23 protein-coding genes and 1 tRNA gene are annotated in these 25065 nt (G+C 40.9%); 23 read left to right on the top strand and 1 reads right to left on the bottom strand.

Annotated elements, in window-relative coordinates:
• The first annotated feature begins 305 nt into the window (after positions 1–305).
• The 14 genes from C0V70_RS17460 (at position 306) to C0V70_RS17395 (ending at position 15600) form a co-directional block, all read left to right on the top strand.
• Positions 306–1337, top strand: a complete 1032-nt coding sequence (locus tag C0V70_RS17460) for an AMP nucleosidase (RefSeq protein ID WP_102245147.1) — start codon at positions 306–308, stop codon at positions 1335–1337.
• Positions 1338–1351: 14 nt separating this feature from the next.
• A complete protein-coding gene (locus tag C0V70_RS17455; RefSeq protein WP_407079779.1) occupies positions 1352–2395 on the top strand; it encodes a rod shape-determining protein in 1044 nt (347 codons plus the stop codon).
• 10 nt (positions 2396–2405) lie between these two features.
• Positions 2406–3275 (top strand): hypothetical protein, encoded by an 870-nt coding sequence (locus tag C0V70_RS17450; protein WP_102245145.1) that lies wholly within the window; start codon positions 2406–2408, stop codon positions 3273–3275.
• The gene (locus C0V70_RS17445; RefSeq protein WP_102245144.1) at positions 3268–4077 is read left to right on the top strand and encodes a hypothetical protein; all 810 of its coding nucleotides are present in this window, start codon (positions 3268–3270) and stop codon (positions 4075–4077) included. Before C0V70_RS17450 ends, C0V70_RS17445 begins: the two co-directional genes overlap by 8 nt.
• Complete coding sequence (locus C0V70_RS17440) at positions 4070–4981, top strand: ABC transporter permease (protein WP_102245143.1); 912 nt, start codon at positions 4070–4072, stop codon at positions 4979–4981. The genes C0V70_RS17445 and C0V70_RS17440 overlap by 8 nt, the downstream gene beginning before the upstream one ends.
• An 8-nt stretch (positions 4982–4989) precedes the next feature.
• Positions 4990–5829, top strand: a complete 840-nt coding sequence (locus C0V70_RS17435) for an ABC transporter permease (RefSeq protein WP_102245142.1) — start codon at positions 4990–4992, stop codon at positions 5827–5829.
• 2 nt (positions 5830–5831) lie between these two features.
• Positions 5832–6914, top strand: a complete 1083-nt coding sequence (nagZ, locus tag C0V70_RS17430) for a beta-N-acetylhexosaminidase (protein WP_102245141.1) — start codon at positions 5832–5834, stop codon at positions 6912–6914.
• 93 nt (positions 6915–7007) lie between these two features.
• Complete coding sequence (locus C0V70_RS17425) at positions 7008–8357, top strand: type II secretion system F family protein (RefSeq protein WP_102245140.1); 1350 nt, start codon at positions 7008–7010, stop codon at positions 8355–8357.
• 16 nt (positions 8358–8373) lie between these two features.
• Positions 8374–8706, top strand: a complete 333-nt coding sequence (locus C0V70_RS17420; RefSeq protein ID WP_102245139.1) for a DUF192 domain-containing protein — start codon at positions 8374–8376, stop codon at positions 8704–8706.
• Positions 8694–10274: an FHA domain-containing protein gene (locus C0V70_RS17415; RefSeq protein WP_102245138.1), complete on the top strand. Its 1581-nt coding sequence runs from the start codon at positions 8694–8696 to the stop codon at positions 10272–10274. The genes C0V70_RS17420 and C0V70_RS17415 overlap by 13 nt, the downstream gene beginning before the upstream one ends.
• Positions 10274–11341 (top strand): FHA domain-containing protein, encoded by a 1068-nt coding sequence (locus C0V70_RS17410; RefSeq protein WP_102245137.1) that lies wholly within the window; start codon positions 10274–10276, stop codon positions 11339–11341. Before C0V70_RS17415 ends, C0V70_RS17410 begins: the two co-directional genes overlap by 1 nt.
• On the top strand, positions 11295–13625 hold the full coding sequence (locus tag C0V70_RS17405; protein WP_102245136.1) for an FHA domain-containing protein: 2331 nt from the start codon (positions 11295–11297) through the stop codon (positions 13623–13625). The genes C0V70_RS17410 and C0V70_RS17405 overlap by 47 nt, the downstream gene beginning before the upstream one ends.
• A gap of 3 nt (positions 13626–13628) precedes the next feature.
• Entirely contained in the window at positions 13629–14369 is a 741-nt protein-coding gene (locus C0V70_RS17400) for a PP2C family protein-serine/threonine phosphatase (protein ID WP_102245135.1), read from the top strand.
• Between the two features lie 88 nt (positions 14370–14457).
• Positions 14458–15600 carry a response regulator gene (locus C0V70_RS17395; protein WP_158649736.1) on the top strand — a complete coding sequence of 381 codons (1143 nt, stop codon included), beginning with the start codon at positions 14458–14460 and terminating at the stop codon, positions 15598–15600.
• On the opposite strand, the gene C0V70_RS17390 is transcribed toward C0V70_RS17395, so the two are convergent.
• Positions 15597–16310 (bottom strand): biotin--[acetyl-CoA-carboxylase] ligase, encoded by a 714-nt coding sequence (locus C0V70_RS17390; RefSeq protein WP_102245133.1) that lies wholly within the window; start codon positions 16308–16310, stop codon positions 15597–15599. The two genes, C0V70_RS17395 and C0V70_RS17390, sit on opposite strands and share 4 nt — an antisense overlap.
• 59 nt (positions 16311–16369) lie before the next feature.
• On the opposite strand from C0V70_RS17390, the gene rph reads away from it, so the two are divergent.
• The 9 genes from rph (at position 16370) to C0V70_RS17345 (ending at position 25064) form a co-directional block, all read left to right on the top strand.
• Positions 16370–17086: a ribonuclease PH gene (rph, locus tag C0V70_RS17385; protein WP_102245132.1), complete on the top strand. Its 717-nt coding sequence runs from the start codon at positions 16370–16372 to the stop codon at positions 17084–17086.
• Positions 17086–17667: an RdgB/HAM1 family non-canonical purine NTP pyrophosphatase gene (gene rdgB, locus C0V70_RS17380; RefSeq protein ID WP_102245131.1), complete on the top strand. Its 582-nt coding sequence runs from the start codon at positions 17086–17088 to the stop codon at positions 17665–17667. The genes rph and rdgB overlap by 1 nt, the downstream gene beginning before the upstream one ends.
• Positions 17668–17736: 69 nt before the next feature.
• Positions 17737–17813 (top strand) — tRNA-Pro (locus tag C0V70_RS17375).
• Between the two features lie 23 nt (positions 17814–17836).
• Positions 17837–19027, top strand: coding sequence for a sugar transporter (locus C0V70_RS17370; RefSeq protein WP_102245130.1), 1191 nt, complete (start codon positions 17837–17839; stop codon positions 19025–19027).
• Positions 19028–19065: 38 nt separating this feature from the next.
• A complete protein-coding gene (trxC, locus tag C0V70_RS17365; protein WP_102245129.1) occupies positions 19066–19506 on the top strand; it encodes a thioredoxin TrxC in 441 nt (146 codons plus the stop codon).
• A gap of 17 nt (positions 19507–19523) precedes the next feature.
• Positions 19524–20186, top strand: a complete 663-nt coding sequence (locus C0V70_RS17360; RefSeq protein WP_102245128.1) for a fumarylacetoacetate hydrolase family protein — start codon at positions 19524–19526, stop codon at positions 20184–20186.
• Positions 20187–20353: 167 nt separating this feature from the next.
• On the top strand, positions 20354–24028 hold the full coding sequence (gene smc / locus C0V70_RS17355; protein WP_158649735.1) for a chromosome segregation protein SMC: 3675 nt from the start codon (positions 20354–20356) through the stop codon (positions 24026–24028).
• A 62-nt stretch (positions 24029–24090) separates the two neighbouring features.
• The gene (locus C0V70_RS17350; RefSeq protein ID WP_102245126.1) at positions 24091–24603 is read left to right on the top strand and encodes a cupin domain-containing protein; all 513 of its coding nucleotides are present in this window, start codon (positions 24091–24093) and stop codon (positions 24601–24603) included.
• Entirely contained in the window at positions 24600–25064 is a 465-nt protein-coding gene (locus C0V70_RS17345) for a hypothetical protein (protein WP_102245125.1), read from the top strand. The genes C0V70_RS17350 and C0V70_RS17345 overlap by 4 nt, the downstream gene beginning before the upstream one ends.
• Position 25065 lies beyond the last annotated feature (1 nt).

The following is a 25065-nucleotide window of genomic DNA, read 5'->3' as shown; positions in this document are numbered from 1 at the left end:
CCCGATTGGGATAATCAGGTAATCGGCACTGAAAAACTATTTTTTAGCAGCTGCAATTTTCTTTTTGATTCTTGCTTTTTTCTTTGCTTGAGCTGTTTTTCTTTTCATTTTTAGCGCGATAGATTTTCTTCCCATTCCCATTTTATTCTTCCTTTTTGGTCGGTTAATTAAGCTGATTTTCAGATGTCATAGTCTATTAAAAACAACAAGGGAAATCTAGTATTTAATTGTTGTATCCAACCAAGTGAAATGATAAATTTTATTATAAACATTTTAGTTTATTAGAATGGACTCGGAAAATAACAATGGTTGTTAAAAAAAGCACGCAAAAAAAAGCAGTGCAAAAAAAATCGCCTGCAAAGGCCAAAAAAACTGCTAAATCGACAAAGAAGACGGTTAAGGCCGTGAAGGCGAGAGCTGAAAAAGATATCGCAGCAGCCTTAGATACAAGTATTGAAACTGCGCTGAACGAAGATTCAACTATCAGCCAGCAAAGACGTGAAGTCCTTCACGAGATCAGTGATCTTAAAGAAAAACTTCGCCACAGAAGAATTCATGGAAATGAAGACAAAAAGAAAATCGCTCGCGACATGCTTGAGCGATACACTGGCCATGAAATCAAAGACTTTCAAAAACAGATTATTCTAACGAACTTTCACTACTACGTAGAGCGCTTCAATGCTCTTCTTCCAGATGCACACTACACTCAAGGTTCAGCGTTTAAGGCTTCTTCATCGAAGAAAGCAAAAGTAACGATTATTGAATTTGGTGTTGGTTCAGCAATGGCCGCTTTAATCGGCGAGCTTCTGGCAGTAGTAGAACCCAAAGCAGTTCTATTCCTAGGTTTAGCTGGTGGTGTTCACCCTTCTCTTGATGTTGGAGATTTCGTTCTTCCAATCGCATCAGTGAGAGGAGAAGGTGTAACTCAGCACTTTTTACCTGAGCAAGTTCCGGCCCTTCCTACGTTCAAGGTTCAGAAGTTTGTTTCACAAATTCTGGTAGAGCACGGATTAGAATACAGAACAGGAACAATTCACTCGACGGATTACCGTTTCTGGGAATTCGACGACAGATTCAAATTAAATTTATTAGAAGAAAGAGTACTGGCCGTAGAGATGGAAACTGCCGCTCTTTTCGTTTCTTGTTTTGTAAGTAAAGTTAATATTGGAGCCCTTTTACTCATCTCTGACTGCCCACTAAAAGAAGGTGGAATTAAAACTAAACAGTCAGCAAAAGCAGTCTTTAGAAAATTTACCGATGTTCACATCGAACTTGGTATTGAAGCTATGGCCGACATTGCGGAGAGAGGAGAGGCTATCCGTCACTATCAATGGTAAAAACTAATTAAGGAATATGGAAAATGTTTAAAAGAGCTTTAGACTGGTTTTCAAATGATTTAGCTATCGACCTTGGGACAGCTAACACATTGGTTTATGCAAAAGACAGAGGGATTATCGTTAACGAACCTTCAGTAGTAGCAGTTCACCAGGGTGCAAAAGGCCAAAGTAGAGTTTTAGCTGTTGGTAAAGAAGCAAAAGATATGTTGGGAAGAACTCCTGGATCTATCAAAGCTATCAGACCAGTTAAAGACGGGGTTATCGCTGACTTCGAAGTTACTCAAGCGATGATCAGATACTTCATTACAAAATCACTTACAGGTTCAAAGCTGATTAAGCCAAGAATCGTTATCTGTATCCCGTTCGGGATCACACAAGTAGAAAAAAGAGCGGTAAAAGAATCTGCTGAACAAGCAGGGGCTCGCGAAGTTTATCTAATTGAAGAACCAATGGCAGCTGCTATCGGAGCAGGTCTTCCAATCACTGAACCATCAGGAAACATGATTGTTGATATCGGTGGTGGTACGACTGAAGTTGCGGTTATCTCGCTTGGAGGTATCGTTTACTCTAAATCAGTTCGCGTTGCTGGTGATAAATTCGATGAAGCAATCGCTTCATACATTAAGAAAAAATATTCTCTTCTAATCGGGGAAAGAACAGCTGAAGCAATCAAACTTGCTATCGGTAACGCTTATCCATTTGATGATGAAGTTAAAACTTACGAAGTAAAAGGACGCGACCTGATTGCTGGTGCTCCTAAAATTATCGAAGTAACATCTGATGAAATTCGTGATGCTCTTGCAGATCCAGTTTCTGAAGTTGTTGAAGCAATCAAAATTTCACTTGAAAAAACTCCGCCAGAACTAGCCGCTGATATCGTTGATAACGGAATCATCCTTGCTGGTGGTGGTGCTCTTCTGGCTAACCTAGACGTTCTAATCAAGGAAAAGACAGGTCTTCCGGTTTCAATCGCTGAAGATCCTTTAACTTGTGTTGTACGTGGGTGTGGAAAAGTTCTAGAGTCTCTTGAACTTCTAAGACAAGTAACAATTAGCTAAGAGGCGACAAGTGTCGCGAGCAAAAATTAACTTCATTAAACTTAATCAAGAAGAGCTATCTGCCAAGATAGCTCTTTTAGTTTCTGAGACTAGCCGAGTGATCTTCTGGAAAACGGCCCCTCGTTATTACGAAGGGAAAGCTTTCCTGTTTGATGTCCGCCAAAGAAAAACCTATCTGACAATCAGCGATTGCAACATCCATTTAAGACTAAGTGGAGAGCGCATTTGTTTGAATTTTTCCATCAATGACATCGACTATTTCCTTAGAGGAAAAGTGGTTGAACAAGAGGAAGACAATATGCAGATGGTGGTGGAGCTTGAAGAGCATTGCTTCCGCGTGGAAAAGAGAAGTCGTGAAAGGCTTCTGACTTACCCGGTATATGAGGTTTATGCTTATTTGAAGTACGCCAAGAATCCAGCTACCAATGTAGTGTTCTTTAATAAAAAGGAACAACAGAGTCGCGATTTTTTCTCAGAGATTGATAACCTTCAAAAAAACAGAATCCAGTCGCTGACTTCTGATCTTCATCTGGGTGAAAGTGAAGACTTGGTGGGGTTTCGCGTAGAAGACCTTTCTTCATCTGGCTTGAGCTTTTTTGCCAATACAAAAGAGAAAGAAAATATTCTGGATGCTTTGGGCGACGGAAAGTTCTCTTTGGTCTTAAATTTTGAAATGCAGGTTTTTAACCTGGAAGAAGCAAGTATTGTTTATAAGATCAATTATATCAATTCGCAGTTCTCTGGTGTACCGATGTATAAAATCGGAATCACTTTCAAGGCCAGCCCAAGTTTAAAGAGAAAAATTGAAGACCATTCAGGTATTACTGTAGACCTGGTGGATTATCAAAAAGAGTTTGAAGAGTTTATAAAAAATGAATAAAAGTTTTTACCTCCTTCCTATTTTACTGGTGACATTGATCTCCTGTAGTGGGATGGGGAAAAAAGGCGCGGTTTCTAAACTTCCTTCAGAAGATGGGGCCTTTAGTTATACGGATAAAAACGGAGAGTTCTATGTCCGTATTTCTGCCGGGCTCGATAAAGACAATAAGAATTTTTCAACGAAACGAGTGATGGAAATCCCCAATCGCCAGAAGGATAAAATCCTTGAGCAAAGTGTGGCCATCTCAACTCTAGGGTCAGTGAAAAAAAATATCATATTGAGACCAAAAATTTCCCAATACAACGTCTGGTTTGACGGAAAGAAATACGCGTCTGAACTTAAGATTAACGCCGCAAAAAAGGCCATCGATCTTAAGATGACCAGCCCTGAGTCTCAGTGGAATGGAACAAAACAAGTCAAGTTTCCTAGTACAAAGATGCTTCCGTGCTTTTTCTCACAGATCATCGAGTGTGCTAAGGTTTCAGGTTTTATTTCCAAAGCTTCTGATAAAAAATCCGGCAGCACAAAGATGCTGGTGATCTGGGAAGGTTACCCCTATCTCAATGAAACCTTCAGTGATTTTCCAAGTGAGCTTTTTTCTGAAGCAGTACTTGAATATGATGGCAAAACCAAAGAATCTGAGAGAAGATTTAATTTAAGAGTTGCCGGGCAATCAATTTTCTACATTTTAAATGATAAGGACGTCATGATTAAAATGTTTTGGGTTAGCCAGGGGATCTCGATGGTGAGCAAATCGGTCGCCAAAGAAACTTCAGCAGAGGACGGGGGAAGTTTTGAGTAGATTCATTGAAAAAATTCTGTACGCAGTGCTGACGATCTTCGTTGCACTGACGACAATCTTTTTTGTCATCCGTATGTCTCCGGGAGACCCTGTTGAGACGGTCCTTGGTCAAAAAGCGACTCAAGAAGAAATCATGAAATTAAAAAGCCAGCTTGGTCTGGACCTGCCGATGTCTGCTCAGTACAAGGCTTACTTAATAGGGCTTACTAAGGGAGATATGGGAAAAACAATCTTTGGAAACAAAGATGTTAAAGAGCTTTTGAAAGAAAGAATGAAGCCAACGATTACGCTGGCCTCAATTTCAGTCACGCTTGCTGCGATCGTTGGGATCTTCCTGGGGATTCTTGCCGGTTATAAAAAGAACAAAAGCTTTGATAAGTTCTCCCGTTTGATCTCTTTATTTGCTCTCTCATTTCCAATTTTCTCTCTAGCACCTTTGATGGTTCTTTTATTCTCAATTAAGTTTAACTGGTTTCCTGTTTCAGAATGGGGAACACTTAAACATATGTTCCTGCCAATCGTGACTTTAGTTATTCCTCTAAGCGCAGTTGTTATGCGCGTGACGAGAAATAAATACCTCGAAGAAGTTCACTCTCAATGGGTTATGGTAACGAGATCAAAAGGTCTTAATGAAGTCGCCATTCTTCTTCGTGTTCTGAAGGTTTGTCTTCCAACGATCCTAAACGTTGTTTCAATTCAGCTTTCAGTTGTTATCGCCGGAACAATGATTACAGAAACTATTTTTGATATTCCGGGAATGGGGTCACTCCTTTTTGATGGAATTCAAAACCGCGATTACCCAATCGTCCAGGCCGTGATTGTCTACTCAACTTTAACCTACATGGTGATCTACTTCGTTATCGATTTCGTTAACGAGAAGTTGGATCCAAGAACCCAGAGCTAGGAGAGTCCATGAGTCTACAAAGAAAATTTACTAAAGAAATGAAGTTGGGACTTGGAGTTCTCTCTCTATATATTGTTTGGGCCTTATCGTGGTTTGTTTATAAATACACGATTAAGGGAACTTTCCTAAAGCCTTACACTCCTGAGCTTGATATGAAGCAAGAGCTGGCAATGCCTATGACTAAAGGGCTTGTTTTAGGAGCAGACTTACTTGGTCGCTCACTACTGGAAGTTCTTTCGGCAGGATTAACATACTCGCTGACTCTCTCAATGCTGGTGACAATCATCACGGCTTCAATTGGAATCCTGATGGGGTATATGGCCGTGAAAGCACCGAGTTGGTTTAAGCTTGGTTTTGACCTGGCGATTAACTTAGTTTTTATTTTTCCGAGCATTCTGATTGCGATCATGATTATGGCCGTCACGGGTCAGTCGATGAAAGGTCTGATCTTTGCAATGATCATTACCGGGTGGCCAGGTTATGCCAAGATTGCCCGCGGTGAAGCAAAGAGGGTTTTATCGCTTACCTATGTTGAAGGAGCGCGTGCGATTGGAATTGGCGAAGTGAGAATGTTTTTTACGATTATTATTCCGGCCATTTTACCGGTAATGATCGTTAACATGGTTCTGGGAATCAGTGGTGTTATCATCAGTGAAGCTTCACTTGGTTTCTTAGGTCTTGGGGGAAGCCCTTACTCGTGGGGAGCAATGCTTTCTGCCGCAAAAACAGTTTTATTAGAAGCACCTCACATCGCGATGATTTTATCAGTGACGATGGCAGGTTTAATTATTGGTTTAAATTTATTCGGTGATGGTCTTCGCGATTATCTCGATCCAAATAAAGGTTAATTATGAATCAACTTGGGCAACTTGTTTTTACCGGATTAAGCGGTTTAACACTGACGGATGAAGAAAAGAAATTCATTGAAAAAGAAGATATCGGTGGAGTTATTCTTTTTTCTAAAAACTACGAATCACCTGCTCAGCTTGCTGAGTTAGTTAACAGTATTCAGGTTTTAAGAAAAGAGTATCCTCTATTTATCTGCACAGACCACGAAGGTGGAAGAGTCGTCAGATTTAAAACTCACTTCACTCAGTTTCCTCCCATGCTGGAAATTGCCAAACTTGATTCACCAAAACTTGTTTTTGAAGTGGCCACAATCATGGCAGAAGAGCTACTTGCCTGTGGGATTAACCTGAACCTGGCACCGGTTTGTGATATCTGGAACAATGACCAGAACAAGGTTATCTGGGATAGAGCATTCGGAACAGATCACGAAACTGTCTCGAAATTTATCTCTTCAATGATTCGTGGATTTGAAACTAATCATTTAATGTCTTGTGCAAAACACTTCCCGGGACATGGAAACACATTAAAAGATTCTCACTACGATCTTCCAATTGTTAAAAAACCTTTAGAAGAAATTAGGAATGAAGAACTTCAACCATTCATCAAAGCAGTTAAAGCGCGCGTTGATATGATCATGATGGCACATATTATTGTTGAAGATATTGACCCTGATCTTCCATGCTCACTTTCTCCAAAAGCTCACGCGATTTTAAGAAATGAATTGAAGTATAAAGGATTGATCCTCTCAGATGATATGCAGATGGGAGCAATCACTGCTCACCGTGGAACTGGTGAAGCGGCGATGATGGCCATTAGGGCCGGAAGTGATTTAGTCGAGTATAGAGACATGTCGGAAGCTGTTTTAGGTCTTGAAGGTCTGAAAAAAGCTCAAAAGGACAAAACAATTAAAGCAGCGGACTTCGCTGATCGCTTAACGAGAATCAGTGAAGCTAAAAAAGCTTACTTTACTGAATATAAGCCGATTTATGTTCCAGACTTAGAGAAAAAATTCAACCGCAAACAAAACCAGCTTTTTGTTGAAGACCTCAAAAAGAAGATCGCAGAAAAGAGTAACAGAGCTTAAGGCTCTGTTACTACCGGACAATATTTCCACATCACCAATGCATCGCTCAGGATTTTGTTTTATCTGATATCATTAACTTATGATGGAGATAGAATGACCAGGGCCCTGATAGGACTTTCAATTTTTCTGTTCATATTTAGTTCAGGCAACTTGAAGGCGATTGAATTTAGCGACCTTACACAAGATCAAAAATTTGAGCTTTATAATGAGTCGTGTGAAAAAGAGCAGTTTGCAAACTGTTATCAAGTCGCACATTGGTATCTTCAAAATAAACGTCTCGATCCAATTGAAGAGCGTGCGACTCGCGAAGAAATTAATCAGCTAAAAGAGAAACGTAAAAAAATTAAACTCGAGAATTTTGACAATGAAATCTCTGATGAAGAGATGGCGAAACTCAAAGAGCTAACAGCGAAACTTATTCCGGAAAATCAGGAAAAACTCAGCCAGGTAAAAGCGAAAGAAGCTCTTCAGCGCGCTTGTGGTGGTGGAGAGAAAATCGCCTGTAAAGAATTGAGCGGAAAGCTTGAATATGAAGGAGCATCTCTTCTTTATTATACCGCTCTTGCTTTAATTGGACTTGCTGTTTTCTTGGTCGCCAAAACAATTTTCCAGGATGAAGACCAGTTCCAGGCCCAGGAAAAACTAGATGATAACAAAACTCAACTAGACGATATCGCTCGCCATGGAGTTGTTCTTCGTTACTCACGTCCTTTCTTTAAACGTTACTTCAGTCCGATTGTATCCGGAATGAAGAATAGAAAAACATTCAAAGATAAATACCGCAGAAAACTTGCAGCAGCTGGCTTAACCAGTGTTTTAACACCGGAAGATTTTTTTGCTTTTAAGCTCTTCTTGATTATTGGTTTCCCGATTCTTTTTATGGTGGTGAGAACTTTCCTGGAAGAAACGTGGCCTTTAACCTTGATTCCAGTCATTGCGTTTATCGGTTTCTTCTACCCAGATTTCTGGATTAAAGGAAAGATTCAGCAAAGACAAAAAGACATTATCAGTGCGATGCCATTTTGCGTGGATATGCTGGCCCTTTCAGTTGAAGCTGGTCTGGACTTTATTGCAGCGATGACAAAAGTTATTGAGAAAGCAAAGGCCAACCCTTTGACTGAAGAATTTGAGATTCTTATCAAAGAAATTAAAATCGGGGCGAGCCGTGCTGAAGCTTTAAGAAACCTGGCATGGAGAATTGACTTGATTCAGATTTCTTCATTTGCGGCGACTCTAATTGCCGCTGACTCAGTAGGTGCTTCAATTGGGCCGATCTTAAAAGCGCTTTCGGTTGAGATCAGACAGAAAAAATCTTCAGAAGTAGAAAAGGCCGGGGCAACTGCGGCGACAAAGATTCTTTTTCCAATGCTCTTTTTAATTGTTCCGTCGGTTCTGATGGTTGTATTCGCTCCGATTGTCATGGAGGCATTGGCTGGAAGATAAATTTTATAAACTAAAAATGAAATCGGGTGAAATCATTTGCAATAAGATGATGATCGCCGAGAGTTTTTTTTCGAGATTGAAGGGATTGATGTTTTCAGCGAAGCTTCCGGACTGTGATGGCTTTTTGATTAGGCCATGCAATTCGATTCATACGTTTTTTATGCGTTACTCGCTGGACATTATTTTTCTTGATCAGAATTTTAATATCGTAAAAGTTCTTTATGACTTAAGTCCCTGGAGAATGACCTGGATCTATTTTAGGTCTTACCAGGTGTTGGAGATGAAGGCAGGAACATTGAAGAAAGGCCTTCAGCCGGGAGAAAAACTAGAGGCAGTATGTATAAGTTAGTCGTTGTCGGTGGAAAATTAAGAGGACAGGAATTCGTTCTAAAGAGCGGAGAAAACGTACTGGGAAGAGATCCTGGGTGCGATATTCATTTCCCTGTTGAGGGTGTGTCGAAAAAACATATGGGAGTGACTGTTGCTGATGACGTTATTTATGTAAACGATTTAGGAAGTGCTAACGGTACATTCTTAAATGGAAGAATTGTCAAAAAGGCGAGCATCAAAAGCGGCGATAAAATCGGTCTGCCGAACTCTATTCTTCAGCTCGTTTATGTTCAGGAAAAGAAAGTCGTAGTTAAGAAAAAAGTTGCTGTTCAGCGCGAGCGTGAAGAAAGCTTAGATGAGCTTCTGAGCGGAGGAACTCCTCCAGATAACTTAGTTGGAAAGATCTTCTGGTTATTTAAGTATAAGTTCATGCCACTACTTCACGGGATTAACCAAGAGTATGAATGGCGTATTCTTTTAGCAATTATGACGGCGGCCTTTGCTCTCGTCACGATCACTTTGACGATTGGCCCGGTTCTTCAGGATTCAAAAAATGTTCTGATGAATGAGATTCGTATTCGTGGAACTCACTATGCTGATGAGATCAGTCGTACAAATACGAAGGCCCTTGAACAAAAGGCCCTGGAGCGCGTTGATACATCTTTCCTTGATGGAGCGGGACAAGACGGGGTTGAGTCTTATGAGCTAATCGACTTAGATGGACGTGTTCTAAGACCTATTTCGCGTTTGAATGAATATACTAACGATACCGTTTCTATTCAGATTAAAGAATGGTTCTCAAACCCAAAGAATAAAAACATCAAGGACGCGAGGATTCTTCCACTTGAAGGTGGGAAGATCGGGATTGGAAAGCAGATCTTCGTTTACGATCCAAAAACAGGAACACAAGAACCGGTGGGGATCATTGCGATTCGTTTTGCTCCAACAACACTGACAGCAGAAGCTTCAAAGAGCACAAGACTTTATCTTGAGTCAGTTGTTACATCACTACTTGTAGGGATTTTATTCTTCGGAGTTGTGTACTACTTAACATTAAGGCCGATTGAAGAATTGCGTATTCAAATTGAAGAAGGTCTTCGCGGGCGCAGAAGAAGTGTAGAGAGTAAACTTCTTTTTGAAGAAATGAATCCGGTGAGAAATGCCATTAATACAGGATTACAGCGCATACGTGAATTGCAGCGTGATGAAAGCGATATTAGTGCGGACGATTTGGAAAGTGACGACGCTTACGTTAATACACTTTTGGAATTCATGCGCGGGGCCCAGGGGCCAGTCATTGTCCTGAACTCGGCCAAAAACTTGGTGAGAATTAACACTCCAGCTGAAGATGTCTGCGGTATTAGACAGTCAATGTCAGAAGGAATGAATATTTTAGATATTACCAAAGAGCGTGGATTTGCAGCTACGCTGATTGAATTGTGTGATAACTCGGCCAACAATTCGGGGCTTTCACAGGAAGGAAATTATGAACTGCAAGGAAAACCATACAACATTTATGTGAACTCGTTGATGGGGAAAGATGGATTTGCCAAAGGCTTTTATATTGCCTTTGTTTTGGATAATTAATGGCAGCAAACGTTAAGATTACTACAGAGCTTAAAGCACCTGGCGATGTTGGGACACATCACCGTTTGCTCTGTATGACAGGACCGAATAAAGGTAATGCTTATTTCCTGACAGGAAAAAGAATTATCATTGGTCGCGGTGACAATGCTGACATCCAGATTGTTGATACAAAGATTTCCAGAGAGCACGCAGAGCTTGCGCTGGCCGAAGGCGCTTATACAATTACTGATTTAGGAGCGCAGAACGGAGTCATCGTTAACGATGCTAAGATTAAGCAAAAAAAGCTTGTAGATGGTGAGAAGGTCGTTATTGGGCAGACTGTTTTTAGATACAATATCTTTGTTGTCAGCCAGTCTGCAGAAATGATCCTGGCAGAAGCAACACCTGATTCACCGATTGCTAAAGAAATTAAAAAAGGTGTGAAGGTTAAAGTTCCTGCAAGAAATCCCAAAGGTAACTTTGAAGAGGAATTTAAAACCGAAAAGGTTGCTGATACAAAAGTAAACAGTAAAACCCGTTTTATGGTTATAGGGATTGTTTTGCTTGCATTAGCTTTTGTACTCTTTGGAGGAAACGACACTCCTAATACACCAAAGGGTGTGATTAAAACGGATAAGAGTCCGGATGCAGATATCTTTAATGAAACAATGGCCCCTAAGACCAGTAAAGATGATCCGGATACAAGGAAAAAACTGGAAGCTTTAATCCATAGTGGGAGAAGAGAATTCAGGGAAGGGAATTATTTTAGAGCGATGGAAGAATTTAGACTTGCCCTTCTCTTAAGTCCAGGGAACGGACAGGCGAGTTTCTATCTTTCAAAAGCAAAACAAAGACTGGATGATGAAATCACCAAGAACTTTGAAAAAGGAACACAGGAGCAGGATTCTAAAAAATACCAGGCAGCTGTTGTTTCTTTCTGTGGAGTTGTTCAGTTAATTAAAGAGTATCCTAACGACGAAAGATATAAGAATGCGATGTTAAAAATTAGTGCAATCGAGTCATCGCTAGGAATGGAGAAAGGTGAAATTAAGTGTTTTGAAGAGAAACCAGCCGATTCAGGAAATTGATTTAGGCAAAGATGTTCTCGCACATGATTATTCAGAAACCATTTTTTTGATCGGACGATCAAAAGACTGCCATATTGTTCTCGATGATAAGAAAATCTCGAGAGAACATGCGCGCATCATTCATAAAAGTGGTAAATGGTTTATTGAAAAAACCAATCCGGATAATGCTTGCCAGATTAATGGTGATGATTTTGAAAGACATGAACTGGAGACAGGTGACGTTTTCACTGCTGAGTCTTTCAGTGTGACAGTTTTAAGTGACGGGACAGAGGCAACTGGGGTGACAACCCAAAAAGAAGTTCCTGTTGTTGAACAAAAAGTAGAAAAAGTGGTGGCAGCTCCAGTGGAGCAAAAAGAAACACCGCCAGCACCTGTGGCACCTGCCAAAACTGCAAAATCCAATGCTACGGCTACAGATTTAAATATCCAACAGTTGGATACTGTTGATTCATCAGTTCATTTTGACCAGGATTCTACCAAAGAGATTGGGCTGGATGATATGGTGGAGTCTTCAGGAGAAGAGTCTGAATTCCAGGACCAACCAGAAGATGATCTGGATTTATCATTAGGTGGAACTCCACGTTCTGAAGATGCCAGCACGATTACTTCTCAAGAGACAGATGCTGATTTTGTTATTGCAGAAAATGATTCAGGAGAAGCACCGGTAGAAGACGAAAACATGTCTTACTCGTTGGAAAATATCGACGGTGGAAGTGATGATGAAAGTACAAAAGTTATCCAGACTTTTGCTTCCGTCTACCTGGAACTTTTCGGAGACACCGCACCTTACGACCGCTACATTATTGAAAACGAAAAGACATTTATCGGACGCGATCCAAGTAAGTGTCAGATCGTTTTAAATGATTCAGAAGTTTCAACTGTTCATGCCGTTATTACTAAAAATAATATTATGTTGAGTCTCGAAGATTTAAACTCTTCTAACGGTACTCTTCATAAAGGTGACCGCATCAACAAGGTCATGTTAAGCCACAACGATGAATTCGTTATTGGTGGTGTAACTTTCACTGTTAAGATCAGATCGGAATTCTTAAAAGAAGAAAGTGCAACCCTGATGGCCGTTGATGAAAATCAAACGGTTGAAGTTGAAGAGGTTGTTGAAGAGGAGCTGGAAGAAGGCGAGCAGCTCGATGCTTTAGGTGAAGCTGTTTCTGCTGAGCCTGAAGAAAAATCAATTATTAAGCGCATTTTAAAAGATGAGCAGAAGAGAAAGAAAGCCCTCTATATTATTGTCGCACTTGCGGCTGCCTGGTTTTTGTTTGGAGATGAAGAAACAACGGCTCCAGTTAAGCAGACGAAAAAGGCTCCGGCCAAAAAATCAATTAATAGTCCAGTGACTAAAGTATCACAGAAGAATTTATCTGAAGAACAAAAGCGCGCGCTTTCTGCACAATATGAGATTGGAAAGTCTCACTTCCAGGAAGGTCGTTACCGTGAAGCTTTAACTGAGTTACAGAAAGTTGCGGCAGTTGACCCCAACTTTAACTCAAACCTTCAATCACTTATCGCTCTTTCAAAAGAAGGGTTAGGGAAAATTGAAGAGGCCGAAAAAGAAAGACAGGCCAAGCTTGCAGCAGCAGAGAAAAAAGCGAAAGTCACAGCTCTATTAGAAAAGGCCCGCGAATACACTAAAGACAGAAGAGTGGATTTAGCGACATCAACCTTTAATGAAATTACTCAGCTTGACCCAGAGAACTTTGAAGTCTCAAAGATGAAGATGGAGCTGGATGACTGGCAGAGAGAAAAACAAAGAAAAGAACTGGAAGAGGCCCAGAAGAAAAAAGACCGTGATGACAAAGTTGAAAAACTAAAACCAGCGCGCACTCTTTTCTTACAAAATGAATGGTTCAAGGCCATTAATAAGCTGGAAGATTTCCTGCGCATTAAAGATATGGATGACGATTTGACAACTGAAGCAACAGAAATGCTAAAGAAGTCAAAAGATGAGTTGAACTCAGCTGTCGCTCCATTGATTGGGAAGGCAAAATCACTACTTGAAGGACAGGACTTAAAAGGTGCTTACGAAGTTTATCAGCAGATTCTTAGAATCGAGCCTTCAAACTCAGAAGCTCTTAATCAGGTTGGAGATATTAGGGAGCAGTTGGCAACCAGAGCAAGAAAGATTTACCGTGAAGCGATTATTGCTGAATCGTTGAGTTTATTCCAGGATGCCAAAGAGAAGTTCCAGGAAGTTCAGCAAATTTCTCCTGTGGATAGCGATTACTATAAAAAAGCGACGGAAAAACTTAAAGATTATCTGGAATAGACTATGATTGAATTAAAAAGTTATGGCATGCAGACACATCAAGGACCACATTTAAATCTTAATGAAGATTTGGTGGAAGCTGATCTGGTGAATAATCTTTTTATGGTGGTCGATGGATTTGGCGGATCAAATATCGGTGACCGAGTAGCGATGATGGTGAGAGACAGCTTAAAGAGGTCCTACACAAAAATTGCTATTGACCCGGAAGCGACGTTGCCTTTTTTCTATAGCCACAAATATCTTATTGAAGGCAATGCCCTGATCAATGCTTTTCATACGGCCCACCAAAACGTTAATCGCGACAATGAACAAAAGAGCATGGACAATCGCGGAGGCGCTTCGGTGATTGCCGCTGCCTTGGCCGAAAATATTTTAACTTTGGTTTCAACAGGTAACTGCGTAGCTTACTTATACCGCAAAGGTCACTTAACGGTTGAAGTTCTGCCGGACTCTTTGTCGAGCTTAAGCCGAGACACTTTTCAATCTCATCTTCATTCAGTGCCTATGAGTGGGATTGGTCTTTTTGAAGATCTTCATTATAGCGTTCGCGAATTAAAAGTGACGGAAGGGGATTTGGTGGTTCTACTGACTGACGGAGCTTACTCGCGTTTAAGCGCAGATGAGATTAAATATACAATTGAAAAGAACTTAGAAAGTGAAATGGAAGCCATCAAAGAACTGTTTCGCTTATCCAATGACCGCGGAAATCTCGATAATCAATCAGCAATAATTCTTCAGTTTTAATACGCGAGTGAATTAGTTGGTTAACGTTCTCAAAATAAGTTGCTTAACAAGCTGATTTAGTTGAGAATAGTTACATAAGAGGATGAATATGACATCAAGAGTTTTGGTTGCAGACGACAGTTTAACGATTCAAAAAGTTATCGGTATTACACTGGCAAACAGTGGATACGAGCTTGTTGAGTGTATGAATGAAGAAGAACTGTTTAGAAAAATTCAATCAAATCATTTCGATCTTATCCTTTTAGATTTCAATCTCTCAGATTCAAGATCAGGTTACGAGCTTTCAAAACAAATCAACAATGTTATGCCTGGAGCAGCGATCATCGTTATGCTTGGGACATTCGACACAATTGATGAAGGACAGTTTGCTTCGTGCGGGATCTCAGACAAAATCGTAAAGCCGTTTGAAAGCAGCAAGTTCATCAAGAAGTGCCGCGATCTGCTTGAAGGAGTTAGACCAACTCCGGCCCCAGTCGTAGAAGCAAAACAAGAAGAAGCTTCGGAAAAATCAGATGACCTGGATCTTTGGACAGTTGATGCTCCAAAGATGTCAGCAAAAGACGAAGAGCCGACTGAACCAGCGTACGGACAAACAGAAGCAACAAGTTTAGATCCACTTTCGAGTGAAATCGAGGGCTGGGGATTTGCCGCATCTAATAGCCTGGAAGAAAAATTTCAGAAATCTTTCCCACCAGTTATTGAAGAAACTCCGGAAGACAGACATGTTCTTGAAAGACTACAAACCTCTTCAAGCTTCGTGCAGGAAGAAAGTGTATTTGATGAAGATGAAACAGACCCATCATTTGAAGTACCTGAAGATTTAAACCGCAATTTATTAACTGAAATCGATGATGAGATTTCAGCTGAAGCTTTCTGGGCCGTTGATGAAGTGGTTCCGGTCAAAGCTGAAGAATACGCCGACATTCTTTCAACAAATCTTGATGAAGTGACAGCAGACCTTACGGAAACTGTTCAGAACTTTAAAGAGAGCGAAGCAAAAGCTGCTTCAAAAGTTGTTGAGTCACCAAATGGTGGCGACACAATCATTCACATGGATCAAGATGAATTAGTTGAAAAACTAAAAATCTCTCTGCGTCCAATGATCGAAGAAATGGTTAGAGAGTTCTGCCGTCAAAATGCAGAGAAGGTTGCATGGGAAGTCATTCCAGACCTGGCAGAAAACCTGATTCGCAAAGAAATCAAAGAAATTTCGGATTCAGTTCAGCACTAGGCCTTGCCTAGGATTTTAAGTGAGCTGGATAGGAACGCTTTTACGTTGCCGTTGATTTCAACGAGGGCTTCACCGTTTTGTCCGATGCCCATGAATTTTCCTTCGAAGTTAAATCCATCATCGTCAATGTCGACCATGTGGCCGATATGAAAACACGCTTGAAGAAAACGCACTTGCATCTCTTGAGCTGTTTGAACGCGGTTTTTTAAAATATAAGAGTAGAGTTTCGCTGGGATTGTTTTTTTATCTTCTTCAGAAAGTTTTAAGTCAGAAACGTTGCCCAGCCCATGTTTGTAATGTCCGGGGGCCTCTGTTGAAGGAAGTGAACCAAGGTTTAATCCCAGGCCCGCAATCACAGTTTCACTGTCGATATACTGAGCAAGGATTCCACCGCATTTTTTTCCTTCAGCAGTTAAAAGATCATTGGGCCATTTCAGAAAAATAGAAACACCGTATTCTTGTTTTAAAAATTCTGAAGTGAGTACACCGATTTCAATTGGAGTGAGTGTCGGAACCAGATTTGGTTTCATGGTGAAACTCATGGCAATAGCGTTTGTATAGGAATCCCATTGGCTTCCTTTGCGTCCAATTCCAAGAGTTTGTTCACTGGCACTGATAAGGATTTCGCTGTCGTGACTTTGAAGCTCGACGAGATTATCCTTCAGATAAATCTGAGTGGAGTGAATTGAATTAAAATGCGTATGATACATTGTAATTTAGTCTTTTTCCGGCTTAAAATGTGACCTAAAACTAACTCAAAGGAAAAATAATGTCATCTTTTGCTAACCTCATTTCCCGCACACAACCAAGAAAAATTCAATACACTGTAAATCCTAACCCTTATGCCAAAGGATCAGTTATTGTCGAGTGCGGTAATACTAAAGTTTACGTGACAGTAACTGTAGATGAAGGTGTGCCTCCATTCTTAAAAGGAAAAGGGGAAGGATGGCTGACTGCCGAATACTCAATGCTTCCCTCTGCGACACACTCTCGCAATAAGAGAGAAAGAAATGGAGCGAGTGGAAGAACTCAAGAAATCCAAAGATTAATCGGAAGATCACTGAGATCAGTTATCGATTTAAAAAAATTAGGTGAGCGCACTGTTCAAATCGACTGCGATGTTATGGTGGCAGACGGTGGGACGAGAACAACATCTATCTCTGGAGCTTACGTTGCTCTTTCATTAGCAATGAAAAAACTTATTGCTGAAGGGCTTCTCAAAGAAAGCCCACTGACTGATCAGTTAGCAGCTATCAGTGTAGGGATCAATAAAGAAGGAAAAGCTATTGCTGATCTTAACTACGAAGAAGACTCAAGCTGTGAAACAGATATGAACATCGTCATGACGAGCTCTGGAAAATTCGTTGAAATCCAGGGGACAGCAGAAGGCGCACCTTTTTCACACGACCAAATGCTTGCGCTTATTGATTGTGCCAAAGAATCACTGAAGACTGTGTTTGCAAAACAAAATGAGATTTTAGCCTAATGGAATTACTACTCGCTTCAGGAAATGACCATAAAGCAGAAGAGTTCTCAGAACTCTTTGACCCAAAAATTTTAGTGGTGAAGGCCGCTCCTGAAAAAATAGATGTGGCCGAAGATGGGTCAACTTATTTTGAGAACGCTCTTCTTAAAGCAAAAGCATATTACGACAAGTTTAAAGTTCCGGTGATCGCTGATGATTCCGGTCTTAACGTGCAAAGCCTGCCCAATGAATTAGGGCTTCATTCGGCCCGTTTTGGTGGTCCTGGACTCACTGACCGTGACCGCGCAGAGCTGCTGCTAAAAAAAATGGATGGGGTGAGCGAGCGCGAAGCCTACTTTAGCTGCGTTCTTTGTGTGTACTTCAGCGAAAAAGAGATTTTTTACTTTGAAGGCCGCCTCAACGGCAGTATCGGGTACAGCTACCGAGGCTCAACAGGTTTTGGTTATGACCCGGTTTTTATTCCGACAGATAAGGCCGAAGAAGGTCTTACAGTCGCGGAACTACACGAATGGAAGCAGAAAAACTCCCATCGTGCGGTCGCCTCGGCTTTGCTTTCGAAGTTCCTGGCCCAAAGAAATTAGAAAAAATCTTTGCCAATTAATGTTTCATGCCATATATATGGAGCCTATCTTTTTTGATTTTCTAAACGTCGGAGCGTAGCGCAGTTTGGTAGCGCATCTGCTTTGGGAGCAGAGGGTCGGAGGTTCGAATCCTCTCGCTCCGACCATTTAGAAATCTCTTTTTTTCTTTATGACTAATCAACAATCTTTAAAACAATGGCTGCCTTCACTAGGTTTGGGTTTTGCTGGATTTATTTTCGTTACGACGGAATTTATTCCCGTAGGTCTTCTTCCTGAAATAGCAGAAGGAATCCAAAAAAATGAAGCTTTCATTGGGTTGATGATGACCATCTACGCCTGGATCGTAGCGACGATGTCACTTCCGATGACGGTATGGAGTGCAAAGTTTAACCGCAGAAAACTTCTTCTCACTCTTCTTGTTTTATTTATTCTGGCCCATGTGATTGCTATGAATGCCACTAACTTTCCAGTGCTCATGCTCTCACGTGTTGTCGTTGCTCTCTTGCACTCTATTTTCTGGTCGATCACAATTCCTCTCGCTGTAAGAGTGGCCCCTCCGGGAAAAGAAACACAATCACTCGCTCTTGTTTCAACTACGACAACTTTAGGAAGTATTTTGGGAATTCCACTGGGAACCTCTATTGGACAAATCTTTGGATGGCGTTGGGCCTTTGGTTCAATTGGCATTGGGGCCCTGATTGTTTTGTGTAGTCTTTATAAAACTTTTCCTAACCTCAAAAGCCAAAACTCAGGGAACTTTAAAAGTGTTCCAGGCCTTTTTAAAAACAAAGTTATTGTTCTTATCTACCTAGTGACAGCAATCTCTATCACCGGACATTTTACAGCATTCACCTATATCAAACCGTATTTAAGAACCATTGGGCATTACACTCCAAACAATATTGTTTTCATTCTTTTTGTGTTTGGTTGCTCGGGAATTATTGGAAGTCTTATTGGAGGAAGAGCACTCGCTTCTTCTCTAAGAAAACCTCTCTTGATTGCTTTGGCGATTATGGGAATCAGTTTACTTCTGTGGAATCTACTTACATTTTCAATTGTCGCTCTGGCCGCTCTTGCTCTTTTCTGGGGGGCCTCGATGTCAGTCATGGGACTCGTTTTTCAAACGGCAATTGTTTCTTCAGCTCCAGAGGCCCAGGATGTCGCAGTCTCACTTTATTCAGGAATCTTCAACATTGGTATTGGCTCAGGTGCTTTGATAGGCAGTTTCGCGTCCGTTAATTACCTGGGAAGTGTCGGGTATTTAGGTGCGGGATTTCTTTTATTGTCGCTCATAATCAGTCTGGCAATTCCTTTTCATCAAGTCAAAAAGACATTTGGCGGGGACGTTTCTTTTCATTAAAATAGCTGAAGGCAAACCTCTTTTCAGTGAGATGTTTTATGTCAGCTTTTACCTATACTAATTGTCAAAAATGTCATGCGACCAACAAGGTCAGCAGTGAAAAAATTAAAACGGCGAAAGCTGTTTGTGGCAAATGCGGAAACCCTCTTTTATTTCATCATCATGTTTCGGAAGTCGATAGTATCGGCATGGGAAAATTGATTTCTCAGTCAACATTACCCGTCGTTGTCGATTACTGGGCGCCATGGTGTGGCCCGTGTAGAGCTTTTGCTCCAACCTATGAAAAAGCGTCTGAAGAGTTTGCGGGAAGAGTGGTTTTTGCCAAAGTAAATACAGAAAATTTCCCTGATGTTTCCTCTCAGCTTAACATTCGTGGAATCCCCACATTGATTGTTTTTAAGAATGGAAAAGAGGTCCAGAGAATTTCAGGAGCACTTCCACCTGATCAGTTTTCAAGATGGCTTTCTGCTTATATTTAAATTAACCAAGGTTACTTATGTCACGTAAAAAAATCCCCGGAACGAGCTTCGAAGTTAACAACATTTTTTGCATTGGCAGAAACTATGCCGAACACGCCAAAGAATTAAATAACCCAGTGCCAGCTTCACCGGTTGTGTTTATTAAACCTACATCGTCTATCTGCTACGGCGGGGAAAACCTGATTCTGCCAAAGACTTCAAACCGCGTTGACCACGAGGTGGAAATCGTCCTGGTCATTGGGAAGGGAGGGAAAGATATCCCGGTCTCCGAAGCATCTAAACATATTTCTCACCTGGGAATAGGTCTTGATTTCACCGCACGCGACCTGCAGGATAAAGCGAAGGAAAAATCTCTTCCATGGAGTATCGCTAAAGGCTTCGACACTTTTGCGGCCATTGGGGAATTTAGCGCTTTTTCCGGCCATGAGTCAGAGCTTAAAAACCTCACTTTTTCATTGGAAGTAAACGGAGAAATCCGCCAAAGAGGAACCTCAGAAAACATGATTTTCTCTATTCCTGCGCTTGTAAGTTACTTATCTTCCGTGTTTACACTTTCGGAAGGAGACCTGATTTTCACTGGGACTCCAGAGGGGGTTGGGGTCTTAAAAGAAGGAGATAAAATCGCAGCGAAACTAGGAAATGGAAAGCCTCTATTGCTAGGTGTCCAAAAGGCCCAATAAAAGCCCAGAAGTTGCAGCACGTCTTCTGCTCAAAAATTCATCATTTTCCCTCTGAAAATGGACATCTTACATTGTCTTAATTCACCGTTTTTGTCGTGTACTAAACAAGTGTTTTATGACACATTAATCGCTACACACATAACAACACACAGCAAAGGATTACGCCTGTGAAGTTAAAGAGACTAATTCTCCAAGGTTTTAAATCATTTAAAGACCGTCAGGTCATTCATTTCGACGAAGGAATTACTGGTATCGTTGGGCCAAACGGCTGCGGTAAATCAAACGTCGTTGACGCCCTTTTCTGGGTAATGGGTGAGCAGTCTGCAAAGCACTTACGTGGTTCGACAATGAAAGACGTTATCTTTGCCGGGTCATCAAAATACACTCCAGCATCATTTGCCGAAGTTTCTCTTGTTCTTGAAAATGATGATGGAAAACACATTCACATTGGTAACCAGGTTTCTTCGCCAACTGAAATTCAGTTAACAAGAAAACTTTATAGAAACGGTGAAACAGAATACCGTATCAACGATATGCCTTGTCGTCTTCGCGATATCCAGGAAGTTTTCATGGATACAGGAGCTGGGGCAAAGTCATACTCGATTATCGCTCAAGGAGAAATCCACCGACTGGTAAACCAAAAACCAGAAGAGCGTCGTGTAATGATCGAAGAGGTTGCGGGGATCACGAAATTCAAAGTGAGAAAGAAAGAGTCCCTTAAGAAAATCGAAGCGACAGAGCAAAACCTTGCTCGTCTAAACGATCTCCAACAAGAAATTGAAAAGAACCTTAAAGCGCTTGAGAAGCAGGCTGAAAAAGCTGAGCGTGCTCGCGATCTTAAAGAAAAAGTTCAACGTTACGATTTAATTGTTCATTCTCATAAAGAGTTCGACCTTCTTAAAAACTACAAAGAAGGAAAGACGATCGTTGATGCTCGTGCTGAAGAAATTGAAAACCTTTCTGCGAGAAAATCAGTTCTGGAAATCGGTCTTGAAGAAGAGCGTTTTAGAAAAGATGAAGAAACAGAAAAAATCGAAGAGCTACAAAAAGAATACAACGTTATTTCAAAAGAGCTTGCAGCAGCTGAAGAGCGCTTAGTTTACCTATGCAAAACTCAATCAGAAAAAGAAAAGCTGATTGAAACTCGCGAAAAAGAAATTGAATCAGTTAATCATGAATTAGCTGGTCGTCTTGAAAAATTATCTCAACTTCAAGCTGAACTTGAAGCTTGGGAGAAAAAAGGTGAAGAAGACAACGACTTCGCTCTTCTTGAAGAAAGAGTAGAGCACCTAAAAGAAGAGCTTGAATTCAAAACTCAGAGCTTCAATGATCTTCGTGATGAAATCGAAGCTGAAAAAGATTCATTCAATAAAATTGACCAGGAGCTTTTCAGAAATACATCTCGCCTTGAAGAGTACTCAAATCAACTTCAAGACTTAACAAAAGAAATTGAAGCTCTTGAAGCTCAATATTCTGGAGTTAACACTCAGATCGTAGCTGAAAGAGAAGCGGTAGCAACTGCTGAAAAAACAGCAACAGAGCTAAAAGAAAAAGAAACGACTCTACGTTCGACAATTGACGCTAATAGTGCTCAAGTAAGAGAGTTGGAGCAGAACTTCACGGCAAAATCAAAAACACTAATCCAGACTGATTCTAAGCTTCAGTCTTTAATTGAAATCAATCGTTCTCTTGAAGGGAAAAAAGATGGTATTTCAGCATTCCTAAAGGACCATGCTGAAGGCTTCTCACTTCTTGGAACACTGATTAAGTGTGATGAGAAATACACAAAAGCGACTCAAACGCTTCTAGCTGAATTCATGGAAACTCTGGTAGCAACAGCTGACGCTGACAGCGACCTGTTTACATGGATTGAAGCGAACTCAAAAAATCTTGATTACTTAAAAATGACAAACGCAGATAAGCTTTCAGCTGAAACTGTGTCTCGTCTAAAACTTTCTCTAGGAGATGACCTGGTAGCTTTAGCTGATATCCTGGAAATGGATGCAGCTCTAAAAAACAAAATGTCATCTTTCCTTGATGGATACTTTATTGCGGCAACTCTTCCAACTGACGTGATGAACTCACTTTCGGCCGAGATCCGCTTTAAAGCGATCACAGACCTGAGTGGAGAAAGAAAACTTGCGAACCTTCAAGGGGCAAAACTAGTTTCTATCCAGACTGGTACAGATGAAGCTCAAGGTTTCGTTGCAAGAAACAATACAATCGCCGAGCTTAAAGTTGTGGTGGCCGATCTTCAAAAAGAAGTCGCTGAACTTGAAGTTCGTGCAAACACAGAGAGAGAAGCGCTAGAAATCGCTAAGGGAGAGTTCGATGCTCTTCGCGATCAGGCGGCAGAAGCACGTGCTCAGCACGCAGCTAAGAAGTCTGCACTGGATGCCAAGCTAGCAAGCTTTGAATCAGGGTTCACTCGTCTTGAAATTCTAAAAAACAGAAAGAATGAGATTTCAAAATCTCGTCTGGATATGATCGAATCTGAAGAAAAACTTTCTCGTAAAAAAGAAGAGTTCCATTCAGTTCTGGAAGAAAAAACAGCTCGTTTTGAAGAGCTGCAAGAAGAAGTTGAAATCCAAAGATCTTCTTACGAAGAGGAGAGATCAACTCTTCTTCAAAAGCAAGTTGAAGCAAAATCTTTTGAATCAACTCTTAAGAGCTTAAACTCTCAGATTGAAGATTTAAATGGTCAGATCGAGCGTTTAACTCAACGTCTGGAGTCTAACAAGACTTTAGTTGAAACTTACAATACAGAAATTGATCAGATCATTCTTGAGCTTGAAAACCTTGAAGCTTCTAACAAAGAAACATCAACAGTTCTAAGCGACAAAGAAGACGTCCTGAATCTTCTAAAAGACAGCCTTGGACAACTTCTTCTTTCAATGAAAGACAGAGAAGATGAAGTTAAGGAAATCTCTTCAAAGATCAACAAGAACCAAAGAGAGATCACTGAGTTTGAAGTTAAGCTTTCTCAATACATTATTGAAGAAGAGCAAAACACAAGAAACATTTTCGAGAAATACCAGATCGATCTTCGCGATGTTCTTGGTAAATTCCTTTCATACGAAGAAAGCGACTACACAGATCTTAAAGATGTTAACTCTATGTACTGGATGGAAACAGAAGAAGGTCTTAAAGAAATCGAAAGAAAAGATTTTGAATTCGTACGCCGTTACGGACAAGATCTTAAAGAGTGTTCTGAGAAACTTAAAAACTACAGACAGGAGTTTGGTCGCCTAGGTGATATTAACTGGCAGGCCATTGAAGATTACGATCGTCAGAAGCTTCGTGCTGATTTCTTAAAGATTCAGGAGACTGAACTTAAGTCATCACTTGATGATCTTCAAAAAGCGATTGCTCACATTGATGAAAAATCGAAAGCACGTTTCAATACTGCTTTTGAAGAAGTTCAGTCGCGCTTCCAAAAAGTATTCCCGATTATCTTCGGTGGTGGATCAGCCGATCTACGTATCGTTGGAAATGTTGATGATCCGGAATGTGGAATCGAAATCGTGGCGCAACCACCTGGTAAGAAAATGCAGAACATCAACCTGATGTCAGGTGGTGAGAAGGCAATGACAGCGGTAAGTTTAGTATTCTCTATCTTCCTTGTTAAACCGTCTCCATTCTGTCTTCTGGATGAGGTTGATGCTCCTCTTGATGATGCTAACGTTGGACGTTTCAACGAGCTTCTAAGAGAAATGAGCAGTGACTCTCAGTTTATTCTTATTACTCACAATAAGAAGACTATGGAGCTTAATGACACTCTTTACGGTGTTACAATGCAAGAGCCAGGGGTTTCAAAGGCCGTTTCGGTTCAGTTACACTAAAGAAAGTACAAACCTTAAAGGGCCTCTTCGGAGGCCCTTTTTTTTAGGAATAGTGGAGAGTTATGGAACGTCCATCCTTCATCGGAAACTACAAAGATCTTTTTGGCGCTGACGATTCTCATTATGAAGGAGATTCCGAGTTGATGAGCATTGGGGCCCCGGTGGGAAAATTATTGGGCCTGCAGAAAATTGGTATTCATATTGAACTAATCCATCCGGGACGAAGGACGTCATGGCCTCATGCAGAAAGTGCAGAAGAGGAGTTTGCCTTCGTGCTTGAGGGGCATCCTGACGTCTGGATCAACGGAGTCTTACATCCATTGGCGCCTGGAGATTTTGTAGCGTTTCCCGCGGGTACTGGAATTGCTCACACTTTTTTGAATAACACAGACAAAAATGTATTATTATTAGTTGGTGGTGAAAGACCGAAAAAAGAAAACAAGATCATTTACCCCATTAACCCCGATGCCAACGAAAAAAGAAAAGCTCGTGGCGATTTCTGGGATGATTGTCCGAAACAAACATTAGGGCCCCATGATGGCAAGGCCCGCAAAAATACCAAGGTTGTGGAATGAAAAAGTTGATCCTCGCAGCAGCAGTTGTTTTTTCCTCTGGTTTGTATGCCCAGACTGATTTTTCAGCTGTTTTAATTAAAGATTTAAATGTCCTTTCCATTAGTGTGGCCGACGATGGTCTGATCACTCCTTTTGAGGCCGGAGAGCTTTGGGCTTCCATGAAGGGGACTGAGCAAAGAAAATATATCGATCAGGAAGGTTTCAATATGGAGTGCGATGCTTTAAGAAATCACGCTAACGAAATCTATGGATCGTGTACTTTCAATATCCCAATGAACTCTTTCCTGAAAGTAGGTGAAGTTCAAGTCTTCAAACTTAAAGGAAGTGCGGCAGCTCGTTTAAATCGTTATTTCAATGATAGTGCTTACGTCTCTATTCAAGGCGGAAGAGTTTATCTAAATTCATACAACACTAAACGCGAATTCTATTTTGGAATTCATGACAGCCTGATTAAGAGATAAG

The organism is Bacteriovorax stolpii, from assembly GCF_002872415.1.
GTDB classification, from domain to species: domain Bacteria; phylum Bdellovibrionota; class Bacteriovoracia; order Bacteriovoracales; family Bacteriovoracaceae; genus Bacteriovorax; species Bacteriovorax stolpii.
This window is presented reverse-complemented; position numbering and strand designations above follow the sequence as displayed.